Origin of the sequence: Amycolatopsis tucumanensis (assembly GCF_021654135.1) — a bacterium.
Lineage (GTDB): Bacteria > Actinomycetota > Actinomycetes > Mycobacteriales > Pseudonocardiaceae > Amycolatopsis_E > Amycolatopsis_E tucumanensis.
In genome coordinates, this window is the sequence record NZ_JAKGSD010000009.1 from 158997 (window position 1) to 179235 (window position 20239).

Consider the following 20239-nt stretch of genomic DNA (forward strand, 5'->3'; position numbering starts at 1 on the left):
GCGCGATGGGCTTGGACCAGCGTCAGTCGTCGGTGAGGGTGCCGGGGTCGTGGGGGTTGTCGGGCTCTATCAGGTGTTTGAAGGCTTGTAGGTTTGCCAGGCTTTCGCCTCGGCTCACGCGCCAGTTCCATTCGCGCTGGATGCTTGTGGCGAAGCCCAGTTCGAGGATGGTGTTGAAGTCGCCGTCCGCGGCTTCCAGCACCTGGCCGAGGATCTTGTCCAGTTCCGGCTCGGTCACCGCGTCCTTGCCGAAACGGCCCACCAGGTAGATGTCGCCCAGTGCGTCCACGGTGTAGTGGACGCCGTAGAGCTTCGCGTTGCGGCGCAGCAGGAAGCGGTAGACCTGCTCGTGGTTTTCGTCGGGACGGCGGCAGACGAACGCCTCCACGGCGAAGGCGTGGTCGCGTTCGATGAGCCAGGCGTTGGTCTGCAGCTTCTTCGTGCCGGGAAGGGTGACGAAGTACTTGCCCTCGGCCTTGCGGTCGTACTTCAGGCCGGCTTGGTCCAGTGTTGCCCGGACGACCTTGTCCAGCGTCATACGGCGACCTCCTCGTGCAGCGCGGCCAGCGTCCGCGAAGCCGCCACATAGCTCTCCAACAAGGCGTCCGTGGTGCGCGCCCACGAGAACCGCCGCGCGTGCACCAGCGCGTTCTCCGCCAGCTCCGCCCGCCGCTCCGGCCGCAACGCCACACTGGCCAGCGCCCCGGCCCAGTCCCGCGCCGCGTGCGAGGGCACCAGCAACCCGGACACGCCGTGCGCGACCGCCACCGGCAGCCCGCCGACCTCGGCCGCCACCACGGGCGTCCCGCAGGCCTGCGCCTCCAGCGCGACCAAGCCGAACGACTCGTTGTAGCTCGGCACCGCCACCACGTCCGCGGCGCGGTACACCTCCGCCAGCCGTTCACCCGGCTGCGGCGGCAGGAACCGCACCACGTCCTGGATACCCAGCGACACGGCGAGCTCACGCAGGGCCTGCGGCTGTTCCAGCCCGGTGCCCGACGGACCACCCACGACCAGGACGACCAGCCGCTCCCGCAGCTCCGGCTGCCGCTGGAGCAGGTGCGCGGCCGCGTGCAGCAGCACGTCCGGCGCCTTCAACGGCTGGATCCGGCCGGCGAACGCCAGCACCACGGCATCGCGCGGCAACCCCAGCCGCCGCCGGGCCCCGGCCTGCGAACCGGGCACGAACCGGTTCAGATCCACCCCGGGCGCGACCGTGTGCACCCGCTCCGGGGCCGCGCCGTAGAGGTCCACCAGCTGACGCGCCTCGACCGGGGTGTTCGCCACCAGCCGGTCGGACTCGGCGACCACCTGCTCCTCCCCGATGACACGGGTGCGCGGCTCGGGCTTGTCCCCCTCGGCGAGCGCGGCGTTCTTGACCTTCGCCAGCGTGTGCGCGGTGTGCACCAGCGGCACGCCCCACCGGTCCCGCGCGAGCCACCCGACCTGGCCGGACAGCCAGTAGTGCGAGTGGATCAGGTCGTAGTAGCCGGGCTCGTGGAAGGCCTCCGCGCGCAGCACGCCCGAGGTGAACGCGCACAGCTGCGCGGGCAGCTCGTCGCGGCCGAGCGGTTCGAACGGGCCCGCCGGAATGTGCCGCACCAGCACGCCCGGCGCCAGCTCGGCGACCGGGGGCTGCTCGGACGAGGTCGCGCGCGTGAACACCTCGACGGCAATCCCGCGCCGCGCCATCTCGACCGCGGTGTGCGTGATGTAGACGTTCATGCCACCGGCGTCACCGGTGCCGGGCTGCTCCAGGGGTGACGTGTGCACCGACAGCACCGCGACCCTGCGCGGCCAAATCGTCTGCGTCCGTCGTGATCCGCGCAGCGAGATCGTCACCTGGTTCAACTCCCGTGTCAGTCTCTTTCCGCATCAGGGCGGAGCCCGTGAACGACAACGCCCACGGGCCCCCGACATCTTCCCAGCGGTGCGAAACCGTCACAGCGCGGACTTGGCCTGCCAAGCGCTCCAGCTGACGAGCCAGTCCATCACGTCCGAGGTGACGACCGGTCCGAGCCGCGACCCGGTGATCTCCACGGGGTCGCCGATCAGGGCCGAGTCGAAGTAGTTCTTCGCGTCGGCTTCCAGCAGGTTGACGCAGCCGTGCGAGGTGTTGGCCCGCCCGATGTTGGCCGCGTTGTCCTGGTTTTCGTGAATGAACTCACCGTGGTTGGAGAACCGGCAGGCCCACTTCTTGTTGACGTTGGTGTAGCCGTAACGCGCGTTGTCGAAGATCGCGCTCGGCTCCTTCGTCATGATGATGTAGGTGCCGTTCGGTGTGTTCAGGTTCACGTCCGAGTCCTTGCCGTTGCTGCACGGGTAGCTCTTGTACAAGGACCCGCCCCGGTACACGTTCATCTTGTGGTCCGGGGTGTGGATCTTCACGACCTGGTTGCGGCCGATCTTGAACTCGGTGGTGACGTCGGCGCGCGGGTAGGCCCCGCCGCCGAGGTCGATGCCGTACAGCTTCGCCTCGACCTTGACCGTGGTGTTGGCGGGCCAGTACTCCTTCGGCCGCCAGTCCACCTGCTGGTCGGACAGCCAGCCCCAGGAGCCTTCCACGTCGGTGGAGGTCTCGATCTTCAGCGCCCGCTCCACGGCGGCCTTGTTCTTCACCGCGCTGGTGAACTTCACGCTCACCGGCATCGCGACCCCGACGGTCGCGTCGTCGGTCGGGTTCAGCGTGACGCGCACGGTGGAGGCCGGCTTGAGCGTCGAGAAGCTGCCGGTCAGCGTCACCGGCTTGCCGTCGGTGCCGGTGGCCGTCGCGTTGTAGGTGTAGGTCTTGTCGTAGCCGAGGGTCTCGCTGCTCGTCCAGGTGGTCTTGTCGTCGCTGAGCTTGCCCTCTACGGCCTTCCCGTCGGGGTTGGTCAGCTTGACCTCGGTGAGCGTGCCCTTGGCGACCTTGACGGTGACGGGCTGCAGCACGGGCACGTTCTTCGCGTCCGCGGCGGGCTCGGCGGTGATGACCGCGGCAGGAGGCGCCTCGCTCGTCGCCCCGCCCCCGGTCTGCGCGCCGCCGTCGTCCCCGCCGCTGGTGCACGCCGCGGCCATGGTCGCCGCGCCCGCGGCGAGCGCGGCCTTGAACACCGTGCGCCTCTCGATCACCTGTTACCTCCGCACTCCGTACTTCTCCCGGACGTCAAAGCGACGCCCGGCCCTGCCGCGTTACCGGCGTGTCCCCCGCTGGGAGTATGTGCGGTATGACGACCAAGCGAACCGCAGTGATCACCGGCGCCAGCGCGGGCATCGGCGAGGCGACCGCCCGCGCCCTCGCCGAGGCCGGATTCCACGTCGTGCTCGGGGCTCGCCGCCTCGACCGCCTGGAGAAGCTGGCCGCCGAGTTGTCCGGAACCGCACACGTACTGGACGTCACCGACCCCGGTTCGGTTGCCGCATTCGTCCAGCGGGTTCCAGATTGCCACGTTCTCGTCAACAACGCGGGCGGCGCACGCGGCCTGGAGCGCGTCGAGGAGGCCGACGAGGACCACTGGCGCTGGATGTGGGAGGTCAACGTCCTCGGCACGCTGCGCATCACGAAGGCGTTGCTGCCGAAGCTGATCGCCTCCGGTGACGGCCACGTGGTGACCGTCACGTCGATCGCCGGCCACGAGGTCTACGACGGCGGTTCCGGCTACACGTCAGCCAAGCACGCGCAGTCGGCCCTGCACCGCACGCTGCGGTCGGAGCACCTCGGCGACCCGGTGCGGATCACCGAGATCGTGCCCGGCATGGTCGAGACCGACTTCTCCGCCAACCGGTTCGACGGCGACACCGAGCGCGCCGCGAAGGTCTACCAGGGCCTCACGCCGCTGACCGCGGAGGACGTTGCCGACGTGATCGCCTTCGCCGTCACGCGACCCTCGCACGTGAACCTCGACACCATCGTCATGAAGCCGCGCGCGCAGCTCAACGGCAGCCGCGCCCACCGCGAGTGACTACAGCGAGCAGTTGATCAGCAGTGGTTCGGGACGCAGCGTGACGCCGAAGCGGGCGTGCACGCCGTCCCGGACCTCGCGGGCCAGCGCCAGCAGGTCCGCGGTGCTGGCCGAACCGCGGTTGGTGAGGGCCAGGGTGTGCTTGGTGGACAGGGACACCCGCCCGCCCGGCCCCGGGTGGCCCTTGCCGAAGCCGGCCCGCTCGATCAGCCAGGCCGCGGACAGCTTCACGCCGCCGTCGGCCGGGTAGCGCGGCATCTCCACGCCCTCCAGCGCCGGCGGGATCTCCGCGACGATCGGGTTGGTGAAGAACGAGCCCGCGCTCCACGTGTCGTGATCGGACGCGTCGAGCACCATGCCCTTGCCCTGCCGCAGCTTCAGCACGGCCTCGCGCGCCTGCGCCGCCGGAACCCGCGCGCCCTGCTCGACGCCCAGCGTGCGGGCCAGTTCGGCGTAGCGGATCGGCGCGGACAGCCCGTCGGCGCGCAGGGCGAACCGGACACTGAGGACAATCCCCCAGCTCTCCCCCTTGAGCACGCTCGTGCGGTAGCCGAAGCCGAGCTCGTCCGCGGTCATCGTGCGCACCTCGCCGGTGCGCCGGTCGTAGCACTCGATCGAGGTGAGCAGGTCTGCCACCTCGCAGCCGTAGGCGCCGACGTTCTGGATCGGCGTGGCGCCCACCGAGCCGGGGATGCCGGACAGGCACTCCAGCCCGCCGAACCCGGCCTCGACGGTCGCCGCGACGAACTCGTCCCAGTTCTGCCCGGCCGCGACCTCGACCTCGTCCCCGTCGATGCGCCAGCCGCTCGTCGCGATCTTGACCACGGTGCCCGGGAAGCCGTCGTCGCCGACGACGAGGTTCGACCCGCCGCCGAGCAGCAGCACCGGTCCCTCGACCGAGCGCACCGCGGCCAGCAGCTCGTCGGTGGTCCCGGCCACCACGAACGCGCGGGCTGGGCCGCCGAGGCGCAGGGTGGTGTGCTCGGCCAGGGTCGTCTGGGTCGGTGTTTCGAGACGGCTCACGAGCACAAACGGTACTGTCTGGCCTCATGGCATCCCGTATCGAGCACCGCGCGGAGTACCCCAACGGCGTCTCCGAGGTGTTCCGGGCCGAGACGAGCGAGGAGGCGCTGACCGCCCGCCTCGCCGAGATCGGCGGCAAGAACAGCGCCCTGCTCAGCCATTCCGCGGACGACAACGGCGCCAGGTACACGCTGCGACAGGGCATCGAGGCGGACAAGCTCCCGCAGATCGTCCGCAAGCTGCAGCCCGGCGACCTCTACGTCGACCGCGAGCACACCTTCACCCGCGACGGGGACGGCTACACGGGCACGGCGCGGGCCACGGTGAGCGGGATGCCCGGCGAGATCACCGCCCGCACCGAGCTGCGTCCCCGTGGCGACGGCTCGGTCGTCGAGACCCGCGGCGAGGTCAAGGTCAAGATCCCGCTGGTCGGCGGCAAGCTGGAGAGCTTCGTCGCGGGCGAGCTGACCAAGCTGCTGGCCCGCGAGGCCCAGTTCAGCCGCGAATGGCTCGCGGCCCGGTAGGCGCGCCGACCCGAGGAACCACGAACCCCAACCGCCTGCGCCGCGTCGACCGCTGGCTGGCCGGCGCCCCCGAGGTGTCGGCCGCGCTGCGCCGCGCGCCGGATCCGCTCGTCGTGGACCTCGGGTACGGCGCGTCCCCGGTGACCACGGTCGAACTGGCCGCGCGGCTGCGGCGGGTCCACCCGCGGGTCCGGGTGCTCGGGCTGGAGATCGACCCGGAGCGCGTCGCGGTCGCGAAACCCGCCGCGCGGCCCCCGTCGCTGGACTTCCGCCAGGGCGGTTTCGAGCTCGCCGGGACCCGGCCGAACCTGGTGCGCGCGTTCAACGTGCTGCGGCAGTACCCGGAGGACGAGGTCGAGGGTGCCTGGAAGCTGGTACTCGACCGGCTCGCCCCTGGCGGGCTGCTCGTCGAGGGCACCTGCGACGAGATCGGGCGACTGTCCACCTGGGTCACCCTGGACGCGGACGGCCCACGCACGCTCTCCTTGTCCTGCCACCTGGATTCGCTCGACCAGCCGTCCACTTTGGCCGAACGACTGCCGAAGGCGCTGATCCACCGCAACGTGCCGGGCGAGCGGATCCACGACCTGTTGTCCACACTGGACATCTGCTGGGCGACCGCCGCGCCGCACCAGGCCTTCGGCGCCCGCGCCCGCTGGCTGGAGACCGTGCGGCTGCTCGCCGCGCGTGGCTGGCCGGTGCTGACCCGGCCGCGGCGGATCCGGCTCGGCGAGCTGACCGTGCCGTGGGCGACCGTGGCACCCGGAAGCAGGTAGGGACAACCCCACCAAAGTAGCGGGGGCGGCACGTACGGGCGTTCCCCGGGTTGTCCCTGATCTTGCCGGAAGTCCCTGGCTCAGGCGGTGTGCGCGGCGACACGATCGCCCCATGACCGCAACCCTCAGCAGGCAGTACGAGGCCGTCATCACGGCGGACTCCGACATCGTCCAGGCGTGCCAGCGACTGCGGCACCGCGTGTTCACCACCGAGTTCGGCGCGGCGCCGCACCCCAGCGGGCTGGACGCCGACGAGTTCGACGACGTGTGCGAGCACCTCGCCGTGATGCACGGGGGCGAGGTCGTCGGCACCTACCGGCTGCTGCCGCCCGGCCGGTCGGCGCGGCTGTACTCGCAGTCGGAGTTCGACCTGGACGGTCTGGCCCCGCTGCGGCCGCACCTGGTCGAGACCGGCCGGTCGTGCGTGCACCCGGACCACCGCTCCGGCGGGGTGATCAACCTGATGTGGTCGGCGATGGCGCGGTACGTCGTCGGCCACGGCTACCGCTACCTCGCCGGGTGCGCGTCGGTGTCGCTGGCCGACGGCGGGGCCGCGGCGGCCGCCACGTGGGCGCTCGCGCAGGCCAAGCACCGCCCGCCGGGCGAGCTGCGGGTCGAGCCGCACCGGCCGTGGATCCCGCTGCCGCGCACCGAACGCCCGCCCAGCTACGCCCAGGTCCCGCCGCTGCTGCGCGGTTACCTGCGCCTGGGCGCGTGGGTCGGCGGGCCGCCCGCGCACGACCCGGACTTCGCGGTCGCCGACTTCTTCACCGTGCTGGCGGTCGACGAGATCGGCGAGCGCTACCGCAGGTTCTTCCTCGGGGAGAATTCATGAACCCGTGGGACGTGACTTCACCTTGTACCCCTCGCTGCGTCACCCACCGGCTGCCTGAGATCAGCACACTGCGGACCGTGCGACGGTGGCTGGCGCTGGGCTCGGTCCTCGCCGGGGTGCGGCGGGGGAACCTGCGCCCGCACGCCCGCGGGGTGCTCGACGCCCTCGGCGTCACCCTGGACGCGAACACCGACCTCCTGCGGGTACCCGCGGGCACCGGCACCCTGATCGTGGCCAACCACGTGTCGTGGCTGGACATCGTCGCGCTGCTGGCCGTCGACCCGGTTGGGTTCCTGGCGAAGCGCGAGGTGCGCTCGTGGCCGGTCATCGGGTCGCTCGCGCAGGCCTGCGGCACCCGGTTCATCGCCCGGCGCGAGCTGCGGGAACTGCCCGCGGTGGTGGCCGGGCTGGCCGACGCGCTCCGCGCCGGCGAGTCGGTCGTCGTGTTCCCCGAGGGCACGACGTGGTGCGGCGGCCAGGGCGGCACGTTCCGGCGCGCCGCGTTCCAGGCCGCCATCGACGCCGGCGCGCCGGTGCGGCCGGTGACCTTCGCCTACTCCCAGGGCGGGCAGCCGAGCACGGTCGCGGCCTTCGTCGGCGACGACGCTCTCCTGCCGTCGCTGAGCCGCGTCGCGCGCGCCCGCGACCTGCGGATCGAGCTGACCGCGCACCCGCCGCTGGAGCCCGCCGGCGACCGGCGCGAGCTGGCCGCGCGAGCCCAGGACGTCGTCCGGTTCACCCGGGTCCCGGCGCATGCTTGACTTCCTGAACCACCTCGGTGAGCTGCTCCAGGGCGCCCTGGGATCGCCCTGGCTGTGGCTCATCGTGTTCGCGGTGGCGGGCCTGGACGCGCTGCTGCCGTTCATGCCGAGCGAGACGACGGTGATCACGGTCGCCGTGCTGCTCGGCACCGACGTGCCGAAGCTGGCGCTGCTCGCGCTGCTCGCGGCCGCCGGAGCGCTCGCCGGCGACTGCCTGTCGCACGCGGTCGGCCGGGGCGCCGCGCCCGCGCTGACGCGGTGGCTGCGCGGCGGGAAGCAGGACCGCTACGAGTGGGCCCGCGGACAGGTCGACCGCAACGCCGGGCTGCTGATCGTGGCCGGCCGGTACATCCCGGGCGGCCGGGTCGCGAGCGGGTTGGCGACGGGCAGCATGGGCGTGCCGTGGGCGCGGTTCATCGCGCTCGACGCGCTGGGCGCCGGGATCTGGGCCGTCTACAGCGTGATCATCGGCGCGATCGGCGGCGCGAGCTTCGACGGGCAGCCCGCCAAGGGGCTGCTGTTGTCGTTCGGCATCGGGTTGATCATGGTCGGTGTCATCGAGGTGGTGCGGCGGTTACGCTCACGGCATGCAGCACGCCGAGTACCTCGCGATGATCGAGGCGCAGTGCCGGGCCCTGCGCGCGGCCGCGGTGCGGACGGGACCGGAGGCCCCGGTGCCGACCTGTCCGAAGTGGACTGTCCAGCGCCTCGTCGACCACCTGGCGAAGGTCCACTCGTGGGTCCGGTCCGCGCTCGCCGATCCCACCGGCGCGAACGTGACCCGCGGGCAGCCGCCCGCCGACTGGACTGAACTGCTGTCCTGGTGGGACGAGCAGCTGCAGGGGATGCTCGCCGGACTCGCCGATCCCGCGGCGCCGGCGTGGCTGCCGTGGACCCGCTACGAGCAGACCACGCGGTCCTGGGCGCGGCGGCAGGCGCACGAGACGGCGATCCACCGGCTGGACGCCGAGCACGCGCTGGCAGGCAGCGCGGAGGCGTCCGCGGTCCCGTCGCTCGTGTTCGACCCGGAGTTCGCCGCGGACGGCGTCGACGAGCTGCTCGCCTGGATGCTGCCGACGCGCGCGAAGTGGGACCAGTTCGACTTGTCCGGCTCGGTGCTCGTGCACGCCGCCGACGCCGGTCGCATGTGGCGGGTCGTGCTGCACCCGGGGCAGCCCGGGACGATCGAGCCGGTGACGGCCGCGTTCGAGGCCGACGTGACGGTCGCGGGCACCGCCGACGCGGTGTACCGGCGCGTGTGGGGGCGGCCCAGCCACGCCTCGGTGACCGGTGACGTGCGTCTCCTGGAGCCCCTGGCCGCGCCGTGACGGGGCGCGGCGGGGAAGATGGGGCCGTGTCCGAACGACGTTATGTGATCACCTTCGGCTGTCCCGACCGCACCGGCATCGTCGCGCGCGTGTCGTCCTTCCTCGCCGACGCGGGCGGCTGGATCGTCGAGGCCGCCTACCACACCGACCCGGACACCGGCTGGTTCTTCACCCGCCAGGAGGTCAGGGCGGACTCGCTGCCGTTCGGTGTGGACGAACTGCGGTCGCGCTTCGCCGAGGTGGCGACGTCGCTGTCGGCCGAGTCGAACTGGCGGGTCGAGGACACCTCCGAGCGCCGCCGCGTGGTGATCCTGGTGTCCAAGGAGGGGCACTGCCTCTACGACATCCTGGGCCGGGTCGCCGCCGGTGAGCTGGACGTCGACGTGCGGGCGGTGATCGGCAACCACGACAACCTCGCGGACATCACGCGGGCGCACGGCATCCCGTTCCACCACGTGCCCTTCCCCGCCGGCGACAAGGCGGAGGCGTTCGCCGAGGTGCGCAAGCTGGTCGACGAGCACGACCCGCACGCCGTCGTGCTCGCGCGGTTCATGCAGATCCTGCCGCCGGAGCTGTGCCAGGCGTGGTCCGGCCGGGCGATCAACATCCACCACAGCTTCCTGCCGTCGTTCATCGGCGCGCGGCCCTACCACCAGGCGCACCGCCGCGGCGTGAAACTGGTCGGCGCGACGTGCCACTACGTGACCGCCGACCTGGACGCCGGGCCGATCATCGAGCAGGACGTGATCCGCGTCGACCACGGCGACACCGTGCCCGACCTGGTGCGCAAGGGCCGGGACATCGAGAAGATCACGCTCGCCCGCGGCCTGCGGTGGCACCTGGAGAGCCGCGTGCTGGTGCACGGCAACCGCACGGTGGTGTTCTAGGCCGCGAGCACCGCGCCCGCGATCAGCAGCGTGTAGACACCGAGGGCGGCCTGGATCGCCTTGGTGCGGCGGCGTTCCGGCGCGTGCCGCAGCAGCCAGGCCAGCCCGGGGACCACGAGGACCGCGTGCATCGTGACCGCGTGCACGAGCTTGAGCGAACCCGCGGTCGTGTAGGCGAGCTGTGGTTGTCCGCCGCGGGCGAGGGTGACGCCGTCGGCGATCATGATTGCGCCGACCACCATGGCCGCGAACAGCACGACGAGCCCGAACCGCAGGGCCAGCGTCATGCTCGGGCTGAGGTTCGTCGTCCGCCAGGCCGCCACGGCGAAGGCCAGCACGGTCACGATGATCACCGCGCCGCCCGCGGCCAGGCTGTAGGAGACGGCGGTGTCGAAGCCGGTCTCGAAGTTGAAGTGCGACGGCACCCCGCGCCAGACCTGCAGCGTCACCAGGGCGACCTCGACGACGCTCACCGCGGTGAGCGCGCCGAGGAGCGGGGTGCGGCGGCGGACCTGGAGGAAGCTCGTCGCCCAGGCGACGCCGGCCAGGGTGAGGCCGAAGGACAGGCCGAACGTCATGGCCTTGCGGTAGGACAACGGCCCCTCCCACGTGGTGCCGCTCGCCACGAGGACCACCAGGTGCACGAGGCCGCTGGTGAACAGGACGGCGGCCACCACGTAGGCCACGCGCTCGACGGGCCGGGCGCGGGTCGCAGAGGCTTTCGCGAAGTGCGAGGGTCATGCCGACGATGGTCGGCGTTCGGAGCTCTCGCGGCGTCTGCCTGGCAGCGTCTTTTCGCCGTACGTCGGCGGGCGTATCAGACGCGCACGAGCATCTTGCCGGTGTTGGCGCCCGCGAGGAGGTCCAGGAAGGCCTGCGGAGCGTTGCGAAGCCCCTCGACGATCGTCTCCTCGTACTTGATCTCGCCGGAGCGGACCAGCGGCGCGACCTCCTCGAGGAACTTCGCCTGCAGGTCGTAGTGGTCGCTCACCAGGAACCCGCGGATGTCCAGCCGCTTGCCGATGATCTGGCCGAGGTTCCGGGGCGCGGCGGGCGGCTCGGTGGCGTTGTAGATCGAGATCATCCCGCACACGGCGATCCGCGCGTGCACGTTCGCCGAGTTGATGGCGGCTTCCAGGTGCTCGCCGCCGACGTTGTCGAAGTAGACGTCAATGCCCTCCGGCGCGGCCTCTTCCAGCTGCTTCGCGACCGGCGCGTCCCTGTAGTTGAACGCGGCGTCGAAGCCCAGGTCCTCGACGAGGTGCCGGACCTTCTCGGCCGATCCGGCGCTGCCGATGACCCGCTTGGCTCCCTTCAGCTTCGCCAGCTGACCGACGACGGACCCGACCGCGCCGGCCGCGCCCGAGACGAACACGGTGTCGCCCGGCTGGAACCGCGCGATCTCGGTCAGCCCGGCGTACGCGGTGAGGCCGGTCATGCCGAGCACGCCGAGGTACGCCTCGCGCGGCGCCGCGCCCGCGTCGATCTTGGCCGCCTGCTTCGGGGTGACCACGGCGTGGGAACGCCACCCGAAGCCGTGCAGCACCAGGTCGCCCGGCCGCAGGGCGTCGGTGTTCGACTGGACGACCTCACCGACCGCGCCGCCCAGCATCACCTTGCCGACCTCGTACGGCGGCGCGTACGACTTGGCCGAGCTCATCCGGCCGCGCATGTACGGGTCGACGCTGATCTCCAGGTTGCGGACCAGGGCCTCGCCGTCGCCGGGCCGCGGCACCTCGACGTCGACCACGTCGAAGTTGTCCAGCGTCGGCGCGCCGTGCGGACGGGAGGCGAGCCGGATCTCGGTCGCGGTGGTGCTCATCATGCGCTCCAGTGGGTGTCGGAAGTGTGTCTCCACGGCTGCCAACACACTAACCGGGGCGCTGATTCCGCTTTGTGGCTGAGGCTACAGCCACCGCACCGAGCGGCGCGGCTAGACGAGCTCGGCGAGCTTGCCCAGCACCCCGTCGTAGATCCGGCGGAGCCCGGCCGGCGCGAAGGTCTTCTCGAAGAAGCCCCCGATGCCGCCCGCGCCCTGCCAGGTGGTCTCGATCCGGACGGTGCTGCGCTCGCCCGCGGGCCGCACCGTCCAGGTCGTGACCATGCTGGAGTTGGCGTCCGTCTCGACGAGGGTGCCCGCTTCCGGCTCGGACACACTCGCCGCGACGTCCCGCACCCGCTTGGAGGTGGCCTGCAGCTTCCACTTCGCCTTCGTGCCGGCGCCGGTGCCGCCCTCGACCACCTCGTAGTCGCGGTAGTGCTCGGTCAGGATCTTGGGCCGGGTCTCGGCGTAGTCCGCGACCAGCGCCCGCACCTTGTCGGCCGGTGCGTCGATCGTCCGTTCCGCGCTTGCGGTGACCTTCGCCATAACCCCTCCTGATCTGCTCGAACGCTGTCGCCCGCGACTCTATCGATCAGAGGAGGCCCTGCTGCGACAGCCAGTCCTTGGCGACGTCCGCCACCTGGTCGCCGTCCTCGTCGACCTGCTTGTTCAGGTCACGCAGCTGGTCGGTGGTCAGCTTCGCGCTCACCGCGTTGACCGCCGCGGCGAAGTCGGGGCCGCGCTCGTCGAGCACCTTCTGGTTCACCGCGGGCACGATGTTCTCGGTCGCGACGATCTTCTGGTCGTCCTCCAGCGCGGTGAAGTCGGGGTTGCCGACCAGCGGGTTCACCGAGTCGAGCGGGATCACCGTGACCGCGCCCGAGCGCAGCTGCTCGACCCGCGGGCCGGACTCCTGGATGCTCGAGAACGTGACGTTCAGCTTGTAGACGTCACGGAAGCCGATGAAGCAGTTGGCCCGGGTGCCGCACTCCGGCGGGCCGCCCAGCACGACCTTGTCCAGCTTCTTCAGGTCGCTGATCGTCCGCAGGCCCTGCTGCTGCGCGAGATCGGACTTCACCACGTAGGTGTTCTTGTTCTCGGCAGGCGCGTAGTCCAGCAGCCCGACGCCGGACGGCTTGAACAGCTCGGCGAGCTTCGCGTGCTCGGACGCCGCGTCGTTCGGCGCCTGCTCGTTGAACCCGGAGCTGATCGCCGCGCCCTGGTACTCGGGGATGAACTGCAGCTCGCCCGACTTCAGCGACGGGTACACCAGCTCCCGCGAGCCGATGTTGAACTTCCGCTGGACCGGGTAGCCCTTCGCCTCCAGCGCCTGCGCGTACACCTCCGCCAGGATCTGGCTGTCCGTGAAGTTGAACGACGCCACCACGATCGGCGCGCCGCCCTTGCCCGGCGCGGCCGTGCCGCCGTCGTCCCCGCCGCCGCAGGCCGTGAGCCCGAGGACCGCCACCGCGAGAATCCCGGCCGCCCGCAGGCTCCGTGTCCACCGCATACCTGTTCACCCTCCCAGTGCTGTTCGTCGCCAGCGACCCTATCCGCGGGCACCGACAGAAACCACATAGTGAGATCGTCCGCCCGTCAGTGTCGGTCACCGCCCGTATGCTCGCCCGGTGAGCGAGTACGTGCTGGCCGCGACCGACCGGCCGCTGTTCGAGTGGCGCTGGGTGGAGCGCAACGCGGACGAGATCGCGCAGCGCCTCGGCGAGCACCTGGCGCTGACGGCGGCCGCGCTCGCGATCGGGCTCGTCGTGTCGGTCGCGCTGGCCGTGTTGTCGCTGCGCTGGCGCTGGTTCTACGCGGTCGCGCTGGGCGCGGCAGGCGCGCTGTACGTGATCCCGAGCCTGGGGGCGTTCGCGCTGCTGGTGCCGTTCTTCGGGCTGTCGTTCACCACGGCCGTGATCCCGCTGGCCACGTACACGCTGCTGATCCTGCTGCGCAACATCGTGACCGGCATCCAGCAGGTGCCCGCGGAGGTCCGGGAGGCCGCGATCGGCATGGGCTTCACGCGGCTGCGCCTGTTGCTGCAGGTCGAGTTCCCGCTGGCGCTGCCGGTGGTGATCGCCGGGCTGCGGGTCGCGGCCGTGACGACGATCGGGCTGGTCACGGTCACCGCGATGCTCGGCATGGGCGGGCTGGGCTTCTTCATCCGGCAGGGCATCCAGACGACCACGCCGAACCCGACGGCGATCATCGTCGGGATCGGGTTGTCGATCGTGCTGGCGGTGCTGGTGGACGCGCTGTTGTGGCTGAGCGAGCGGGCGCTGGCCCCGTGGGCGCGGAAGGCGGGGCGGGCGTGAACGCGTTCGAGCAGGCGCTGGACTGGCTGGGGCAGCCGGGCCGGTGGAGCTGGACCGACCCGGCCGGAATCCCGTACCGCACGCTGGAGCACCTGGGCTTTTCGGCGTTGTCGCTGGTCATCGCGGCCGCGCTGGCGGTGCCGCCCGCGCTGGTGCTGGCGCACTACCGCCGGGGCGCGTTCCTGGCCAGCAGCGCGGTGAACATCGGCCGCGCCATCCCGAGCTTCGGGTTGATCATCCTGTTCTGGTACCTGGCGAGCCGGTGGGAGGTGAACACGTCGTTCTGGCCGCTGCTGCTCGCGCTGGTGGCGCTGGCCCTGCCGCCGTTGTTCACCAACACCTACGCCGGGGTGGTGTCGCTGGAGCCGGAGGCCGTGGACGCGGCGCGCGGCATCGGGCACACCGAGGGGCAGATCATGCTGCGCATCGAGCTGCCGCTGGCGTTGCCGGTGATCCTCGCGGGCGCGCGGGTGGCGTTCCTGCAGCTGGTGGCGACGGTCGCGATCGGCGCGATCGTCAACGACGGCGGCGGGCTGGGCCGGTTCATCGTGGACGGGTTCGCGCAGGGCGCGGGCGGTTACGGCGAGATCCTGGCCGGCGGGCTGGCCGTCATCGTGCTGGCCCTGGTGTGCGAGGGCGTGTTCGCGCTGCTGGAGCGGTTCGCCGTGCCGCGGGGCCTGACGTTGTCGCGCCGGGCGACGATGTCTACGCGACCGGTTTAGCCAGGCCGTCGATCACCTCGGCGCCGGGCAACGACGCGAGCAGGTCGCCGGTGACCAGGAGTTTCCCGCCGCGGATGCCACTGCCGATGACGAGTTCCGGCGAGTCGGCGACGGCCTTGTCGACGAGAATCGGCCAGTCCGCGGGCAGCCCGACGGGCGTGATGCCGCCGTAGGCCATGCCGGTGAGGGCGACGGCCTCGTCCATCGGTGCGAAGGAGGCTTTGCGCACGTCCAGGCGGCGCTTGATGACGCCGTTGACGTCGGCGCGCGTGGTGGCGAGCACGAGCGCGGCGGCGAACCGGACCTCACCGGCGCGCTTCCCGGCGACGACGACGCAGTTGGCGGAGGCGTTCAACGGTGAGCCGTAGGCCTCGCAGAACGCGGCGGTGTCGGCGAGTTCGGGATCGATCTCGACGGCGCCGACGCTGTCGGCGTCGAGGGCGGCCAGTGCTTTGGCGACGGGCTCGGCGAGCAGGTCGGTGCGTTCGGCGGCCGGGTGGACGGTCAGCGTCCCGGCGATGCTCCAGGTCCTCACGCCGCCAGGATAGGGAATCGCCGGTTCACCAGTTCTTGCCGCCGCGCTGAACCTCGATCAGCCGCGGCCGCACGTCGACGAGGTAGACGAGGACGGCGACGATGCCGGCCAGCCAGAAGAGGCTGCCGGCGCCACCGAAGCCGAACAGCCCCATCGCGGCCGTGCCGGCGCCGGTGATGGCGAGCCAGATGGGCTTGGTCTTGCGGTCCGCGGCGTGGTAGGCGTCCGCGCGCTGGAGAAGGGCGTGCACGAACGCGCCGAGGCCCACCAGCGTGCCGGCCCAGCTGATGACCTGCATGATCCAGTACGCGATGAACGGCACGTCCCTAGCCTACGTCCCTTCGCCCCCGCCGTCGGATCCCCGGTGTCCAGAATGCCACGAACGCCCGGGCCCGTCACCGCCGTCCCCGGCGGGCCGCCCCTGGCTCACCACGCCGCCGAGCACACCGCACACAGCCAGCGGTTGGCCGAGCACATTTGGCACACCAATGAGCCCACGCACCGCCCAACCCCGCTAGGCACCCCGACACCACGAGCAGTCCCGCACAACAAACTCTCCTTCGCCCACGCCCCACGCCCGGGGCAATCGCCACACAACTTCCCACCCCCGAACACCCGCCCCCGGGGCAATCGCCGCACGAACCGTCCCTCCCGAGCACCCCACGCCCCGCGGCAACCGCCACACAACAAACCATCCCTCCCCCCAAGCACCCCACGCCCCGCGGAAATTGCCACACAACCTCCCTCCCCCGAACACCCGCTCCCGCGGCAATCACCGCACGAACCCTCCCTCCCGAGCACCCCCACGCCCCGCGGCAATCACCGCACAACCTCCCTCCCCCGAACACCCGCCCCCGAGGCAATCGCCACACAACAAACCCTCCCTCCCGAGCACCCACCCCCCGCGGCAATCGCCACACACAAAAGCCCACCGGCCGCGCCGAGCGCGGTGCTCGGCGCGGCCGGTGGGCTTTGCGAGTTGCCTGCGGCGGCTGCCCAGCCATGCGCCTCGCGCATGGTGGCCGCCCACCCGGGCGTGCGGCTTGGCCTACTTGGTCGTCTTCGGCGTGGTCGCGTTCGCCGGGCGCTTGGCCGGCGTCGTGCTCCGGCGGGTGGCCGGGGCCTTCGTCGTGGCGGTCTTGGGGGCCGGCTTGGCCTGCTCCTCCTTGACCTCGTCCTCGATCCGGTCCGCGACGTCGTCCGCCGCCTCGGCGACCTTCTCGCCACCGGCGCGGGTCCGCTTCGCGACCAGGCCGAGCACGTCCTCGACCTTCTCGCGCGCCTCGGTGCTCACCTCGCCGACCCGCTCCTGCGCGGTGGTCAGCGCCTCCTCGACCTGCTCGACCACGCTCTTCACGCGCGGCTCGGCCAGGAACTTGTCCCACGCCTGCTCACCGGTCTCGGCCAGCTTGTTGTACAGCTTGAGCGCGGCCTCGGTGTACTCGTCGATCAGCTTGCGCAGCTCGGTCGGGTCGAGCTTCTCCCGCAGGGTGGTCACCTCGGTCGGCAGCTCCTCGATGTTCTTCCGCGCCACCTCGCTGCCCTCGACGACCCGCTCGCGGGCCTTGCCCACGGCGTCGACCACGGCCTGGCCGGCCAGGTTGCCGGCGCCCAGGGCGGCCAGCAGCGGGGTGCGGAGCTGTTCGATGGCGGTCTTGGTGCTGGGCATTGTGCTCACTCCTTGGCGATGACGGTTGCTTGTCCTCGATCGCCGCCCGCCGCCGCGTTCTCCCGGCGGAACGACTCGTACACGTCGAGCAGGACCTGCTTCTGCCGCTCGGTGAGCTCGGCGTCCGCGCGGATCGCGTCGGTCACCGGTCCACCGTTGGGCAGGTCGAGGATTCCGGCCTGCACGTAGAGCGCTTCCGCGGAGATCCGCAGCCCCTTGGCGATCTGCTGCAGGATCTCCGCGCTGGGCTTGCGCACCCCGCGCTCGATCTGGCTCAGGTACGGATTGGACACTCCGGCGAGCTTTGCCAGCTGCCGCAAGGAGATCTTCGCGTTGTTGCGCTGCTGGCGGATGTACTCACCGATCCCGGAGGCGATGTCGGCGACCTTCTCCACCGGTCCGCCCGCCGAGTTCTCGTGGCCGTTGTCCTCCGACATGTCAGTCCATCTCCTCGCGACGATTCCAACGGTACGCGCGGGTGCTAGCTATTGCAAGCACCCTGCTTGCAACCATCGGGTGTTACTTGAGTCACCCGTTACGGTGGGGGTGTGCACAGCACGGCACGCCGCCGGCGCCAGCTGGCCGAGTCGCTGCGCCGGGACGGCATGATCACCGATCCGGCCTGGCTGGACGCGTTCCGGCGGGTGCCGCGGCATGCCTTCGTGCCCCGGTACTTCCTATCCCAGCCCGGTGGCTGGCGCGCCGTCGACCGCACCGATGGGGACTGGCTCGACCACGTCTACGCCGACCAGGTCCTGGTCACGCAGCTCGACGGCGATCCGCACGCGTGGGAGCGCGCTCGCCGGGAGGGCGTGGTGCGTGGCAACCCGACGTGTTCGTCGAGCATGCCGGGGATCATGGCGGTGATGCTCGAGGAGCTGTCGGTGCACAGCGGGCACCGGGTGCTGGAGATCGGCACCGGCACCGGTTACAACGCAGCCCTGCTCTCCGAACGGCTCGGCTCGTCGCTGGTGTCCACAGTGGATGTGGACGAGGATTTGGTGCGGCTCGCTTCGGAACGCCTGTCGCTGTGCGGGTACCACCCGACGGTCGCGGTCCAGGACGGCGCGGAAGGCTTGCCGGACGGTGCGCCGTACGACCGCGTGTTGTGCACCTGTTCGGTGTCGGAGGTGCCGATCGCGTGGCTGGAGCAGGCGACGCGCGGGGCCATTGTGGTGACCACCCTGAACCGTCCGATCGGCGCCGGCCTGGTGCGGCTGATCGTGATGCCCGGCCCGGTCGCACGGGGCCGCGTGCTGAGCCGCGACGGCCGGTTCATGCCGCTGCGGGCGCACCGTTTCGCGGATCCGGCGTCGCTGCCAGAGATCGCCGGGCCCGCGCGCCCTACGGAACTGTCCGCGGAGGTGGTCCTGCACCCGTCGAGCCGGTTCGAGTTCTTCGCCGGGCTGGCGCTGCCGGGGGTGGTGCCGGTGTTCCGCGGCGAGGACGCGTTCCTCCTGCACAGCGCCGGTTCCTGGGCGCGGGTGACAACGCACGCCGACCGAACGATGGTGGCCCAGGGCGGCCCGCGACGGCTGTGGGACCTGACCGAGGCCGCCTACCGGCAGTGGACCGCGCTCGGCAAGCCAGCCCGGCAGCGCTTCGGGATGACGGTGACGCCCCAGCACCAGGAATTCTGGCTGGACGACCCCGACGGCGACCACCGCTGGCCGCTGCAGTAGGTCACGTGGCCGCCGACTGGCCCGCGGCGCGCTCTGCCAGCGACGACCCCCGCGATCCCGGGGCACTCCCCGCGCGTAACGACGAGGCCCGCACTCCGTGCACCCCAGAACGGCCACCGCAACCAACACCCGGCGCACCCCGCCAGCAACCACCGACAACCCACCAGGCGCACCCGCTAGCGATCACCGATAGCCAGCGCACAGCGCCCCCACGCGCCAACCGCCAGCCAAGTCCCCACCGGCGAGCGCCGTCCCAGCGCCTACAGCGGAGCCCACAGCACCCAGCCCTCGGTCACTCCGCATCCAGCCCGCCGGTCGCGACCACCGTCGGTCGTCGCGCTACGGCAGCCGGCTTTCGACCCAGCTCGCGACGTGCTCGACGCTCGCGTCGAGCGGCGCGGTCGTCGTGTCGAAGAGGGTGACCGGCGGGTCGAGGGTGTCGGCGTTCTTGTGCAGCCATGTGTTGAACTCGAGCATCTCGGCGATGCGTGGTTCGTCCCAGCCGCGCCAGGCGGGGCGCGCCCGCAGCCGCCGGGCGAGCACCTCCGACTCGGCGACCAGCGCGAGGTAGTGGATCTCGCTGAACAGCGCACGCTCGGGCAGCGTCTCGAACTCCGGGGGCACCACGGTGCCGCACAGCACGACCGGGCGGCCGTTCTGGTGCACCATCGCGGCCATGCGCAGCCAGGTGCCCCGGAACGTCGGGTGCCCGTTCACGTCGTCGCGGAGGCCGGCCACCCACAGCACGTCCTGCTCCAGCACCGTGACCCGCCCGCCGAGCCGCCCGACCAGGGCCGGGCCGACGGTCGACTTCCCCGCCCCGCTCGGTCCGGTCAGGGCGAACAGCGGCAACCGGCGGAAGGGCCAGCGGTGACCACACCGGTGGCACAACCGGACGTCGCCCTCCACGGCCGGGACCTCAGCCAGGTCCCCGCATCGAGGGCAGATGCGGGGATCCAGCATCGCTTCCGGCATGTGTCAGTCGAAGAGCTGCTCGAGGAAGCTCCGCTTGCGGTGACCGCGGTGGCCGTACGGGCGCGGCGAATCCGAGTAGTACCCGCCGCCCTGGTACGGCCGGGGCGAATCGGAGTAGCCGTGCCCACCCCGGTACGGCCGGGGCGAGTCGGTGTGCCCGTGGCCGCCGTACGGGCGCGGCGAGTCCCGATACGCCGCTGTGTGCCCGGCCGCCCCCTGGTACGGCGGCGGAGCAGCGGCGGGCCCGCCGTAGTAAGCGCTCTCCGCGCCCACGATCTGCTCCAACTCGCCGCGGTCCAGGAAGATGCCCCGGCAGCCTTCACACTGCTCGATGTGGATGCCGTTCTTGTTCACGGTCCGCATCACGTTTTGACACTTCGGACAAATCACGTATGCCACCCTACGCATGATCCGGCCCGCGGGGAGTGGGGTCCGCCAGTTTCC

The 20239-nt window shown here is 71.5% G+C and carries 24 protein-coding genes and 1 pseudogene; 11 read left to right on the top strand and 14 right to left on the bottom strand.

The features are described from left to right. Positions 1-22: 22 nt before the first annotated feature. From L2C96_RS12500 to L2C96_RS12510, 3 genes are all read right to left on the bottom strand, one after another. A complete protein-coding gene (locus L2C96_RS12500; protein WP_020419575.1) occupies positions 23-538 on the bottom strand; it encodes a type III secretion system chaperone family protein in 516 nt (171 codons plus the stop codon). After that, positions 535-1842 carry a D-inositol-3-phosphate glycosyltransferase gene (gene mshA, locus L2C96_RS12505; protein ID WP_372491206.1) on the bottom strand — a complete coding sequence of 436 codons (1308 nt, stop codon included), beginning with the start codon at positions 1840-1842 and terminating at the stop codon, positions 535-537. The genes L2C96_RS12500 and mshA overlap by 4 nt, the downstream gene beginning before the upstream one ends. Before the next feature lie 99 nt (positions 1843-1941). Continuing rightward, a complete protein-coding gene (locus L2C96_RS12510) occupies positions 1942-3111 on the bottom strand; it encodes a L,D-transpeptidase (protein WP_237336249.1) in 1170 nt (389 codons plus the stop codon). 95 nt (positions 3112-3206) lie between these two features. Here L2C96_RS12510 and L2C96_RS12515 point away from each other — a divergent pair, with 95 nt between their 5' ends. Next, the gene (locus tag L2C96_RS12515) at positions 3207-3941 is read left to right on the top strand and encodes an SDR family oxidoreductase (RefSeq protein WP_237336250.1); all 735 of its coding nucleotides are present in this window, start codon (positions 3207-3209) and stop codon (positions 3939-3941) included. On the opposite strand, the gene L2C96_RS12520 is transcribed toward L2C96_RS12515, so the two are convergent. Beyond that, the gene (locus L2C96_RS12520; protein ID WP_027936101.1) at positions 3942-4964 is read right to left on the bottom strand and encodes a UDP-N-acetylmuramate dehydrogenase; all 1023 of its coding nucleotides are present in this window, start codon (positions 4962-4964) and stop codon (positions 3942-3944) included. Positions 4965-4990: 26 nt separating this feature from the next. Between L2C96_RS12520 and L2C96_RS12525 the strand changes: the two genes are divergently transcribed. The 7 genes and pseudogenes from L2C96_RS12525 (at position 4991) to purU (ending at position 10075) form a co-directional block, all read left to right on the top strand. Beyond that, positions 4991-5488, top strand: coding sequence for a DUF2505 domain-containing protein (locus L2C96_RS12525; RefSeq protein ID WP_237336251.1), 498 nt, complete (start codon positions 4991-4993; stop codon positions 5486-5488). Then, positions 5470-6264: a class I SAM-dependent methyltransferase gene (locus L2C96_RS12530; RefSeq protein WP_237336252.1), complete on the top strand. Its 795-nt coding sequence runs from the start codon at positions 5470-5472 to the stop codon at positions 6262-6264. Before L2C96_RS12525 ends, L2C96_RS12530 begins: the two co-directional genes overlap by 19 nt. A gap of 112 nt (positions 6265-6376) precedes the next feature. Further along, positions 6377-7099 (top strand): GNAT family N-acetyltransferase, encoded by a 723-nt coding sequence (locus tag L2C96_RS12535; protein WP_237336253.1) that lies wholly within the window; start codon positions 6377-6379, stop codon positions 7097-7099. Positions 7100-7176: 77 nt separating this feature from the next. Beyond that, positions 7177-7860, top strand: coding sequence for a lysophospholipid acyltransferase family protein (locus tag L2C96_RS12540; protein WP_237336254.1), 684 nt, complete (start codon positions 7177-7179; stop codon positions 7858-7860). Positions 7861-7963: 103 nt separating this feature from the next. After that, positions 7964-8323: pseudogene (locus L2C96_RS12545) on the top strand (DedA family protein); the annotation flags it as partial. A 148-nt stretch (positions 8324-8471) separates the two neighbouring features. Then, entirely contained in the window at positions 8472-9188 is a 717-nt protein-coding gene (locus L2C96_RS12550) for a maleylpyruvate isomerase N-terminal domain-containing protein (protein WP_084506128.1), read from the top strand. Positions 9189-9214: 26 nt separating this feature from the next. Further along, positions 9215-10075, top strand: a complete 861-nt coding sequence (gene purU / locus L2C96_RS12555; RefSeq protein WP_037322690.1) for a formyltetrahydrofolate deformylase — start codon at positions 9215-9217, stop codon at positions 10073-10075. On the opposite strand, the gene L2C96_RS12560 is transcribed toward purU, so the two are convergent. From L2C96_RS12560 to L2C96_RS12575, 4 genes are all read right to left on the bottom strand, one after another. Beyond that, complete coding sequence (locus L2C96_RS12560) at positions 10072-10761, bottom strand: hypothetical protein (RefSeq protein ID WP_237336255.1); 690 nt, start codon at positions 10759-10761, stop codon at positions 10072-10074. The two genes, purU and L2C96_RS12560, sit on opposite strands and share 4 nt — an antisense overlap. A 131-nt stretch (positions 10762-10892) precedes the next feature. Beyond that, a complete protein-coding gene (locus tag L2C96_RS12565; RefSeq protein WP_237336256.1) occupies positions 10893-11900 on the bottom strand; it encodes an NADP-dependent oxidoreductase in 1008 nt (335 codons plus the stop codon). A 108-nt stretch (positions 11901-12008) separates the two neighbouring features. Then, positions 12009-12443, bottom strand: coding sequence for an SRPBCC family protein (locus L2C96_RS12570; RefSeq protein WP_020419562.1), 435 nt, complete (start codon positions 12441-12443; stop codon positions 12009-12011). A gap of 46 nt (positions 12444-12489) precedes the next feature. Then, positions 12490-13407 carry an ABC transporter substrate-binding protein gene (locus tag L2C96_RS12575; RefSeq protein WP_020419561.1) on the bottom strand — a complete coding sequence of 306 codons (918 nt, stop codon included), beginning with the start codon at positions 13405-13407 and terminating at the stop codon, positions 12490-12492. A gap of 118 nt (positions 13408-13525) precedes the next feature. On the opposite strand from L2C96_RS12575, the gene L2C96_RS12580 reads away from it, so the two are divergent. Further along, a complete protein-coding gene (locus tag L2C96_RS12580; RefSeq protein WP_020419560.1) occupies positions 13526-14212 on the top strand; it encodes an ABC transporter permease in 687 nt (228 codons plus the stop codon). After that, the gene (locus L2C96_RS12585) at positions 14185-14934 is read left to right on the top strand and encodes an ABC transporter permease (protein ID WP_020419559.1); all 750 of its coding nucleotides are present in this window, start codon (positions 14185-14187) and stop codon (positions 14932-14934) included. The genes L2C96_RS12580 and L2C96_RS12585 overlap by 28 nt, the downstream gene beginning before the upstream one ends. Here L2C96_RS12585 and L2C96_RS12590 read toward each other — a convergent pair. The 4 genes from L2C96_RS12590 to L2C96_RS12605 form a co-directional block, all read right to left on the bottom strand. Beyond that, positions 14918-15469, bottom strand: coding sequence for a YbaK/EbsC family protein (locus L2C96_RS12590; protein WP_020419558.1), 552 nt, complete (start codon positions 15467-15469; stop codon positions 14918-14920). The two genes, L2C96_RS12585 and L2C96_RS12590, sit on opposite strands and share 17 nt — an antisense overlap. A gap of 25 nt (positions 15470-15494) precedes the next feature. Continuing rightward, positions 15495-15791: a DUF2516 family protein gene (locus L2C96_RS12595; protein WP_017986361.1), complete on the bottom strand. Its 297-nt coding sequence runs from the start codon at positions 15789-15791 to the stop codon at positions 15495-15497. Positions 15792-16517: 726 nt separating this feature from the next. Then, positions 16518-17138 (bottom strand): membrane protein, encoded by a 621-nt coding sequence (locus tag L2C96_RS12600; protein ID WP_020419557.1) that lies wholly within the window; start codon positions 17136-17138, stop codon positions 16518-16520. A 5-nt stretch (positions 17139-17143) separates the two neighbouring features. Continuing rightward, positions 17144-17575: a helix-turn-helix domain-containing protein gene (locus tag L2C96_RS12605; protein WP_020419556.1), complete on the bottom strand. Its 432-nt coding sequence runs from the start codon at positions 17573-17575 to the stop codon at positions 17144-17146. A gap of 111 nt (positions 17576-17686) precedes the next feature. On the opposite strand from L2C96_RS12605, the gene L2C96_RS12610 reads away from it, so the two are divergent. Continuing rightward, positions 17687-18820 carry a methyltransferase domain-containing protein gene (locus L2C96_RS12610; RefSeq protein ID WP_237336257.1) on the top strand — a complete coding sequence of 378 codons (1134 nt, stop codon included), beginning with the start codon at positions 17687-17689 and terminating at the stop codon, positions 18818-18820. Positions 18821-19159: 339 nt separating this feature from the next. On the opposite strand, the gene L2C96_RS12615 is transcribed toward L2C96_RS12610, so the two are convergent. Further along, positions 19160-19783 carry an ATP-binding protein gene (locus L2C96_RS12615; protein ID WP_237336258.1) on the bottom strand — a complete coding sequence of 208 codons (624 nt, stop codon included), beginning with the start codon at positions 19781-19783 and terminating at the stop codon, positions 19160-19162. A gap of 15 nt (positions 19784-19798) precedes the next feature. Further along, positions 19799-20158 (bottom strand): TFIIB-type zinc ribbon-containing protein, encoded by a 360-nt coding sequence (locus L2C96_RS12620; RefSeq protein WP_237336282.1) that lies wholly within the window; start codon positions 20156-20158, stop codon positions 19799-19801. Positions 20159-20239: the final 81 nt, after the last annotated feature.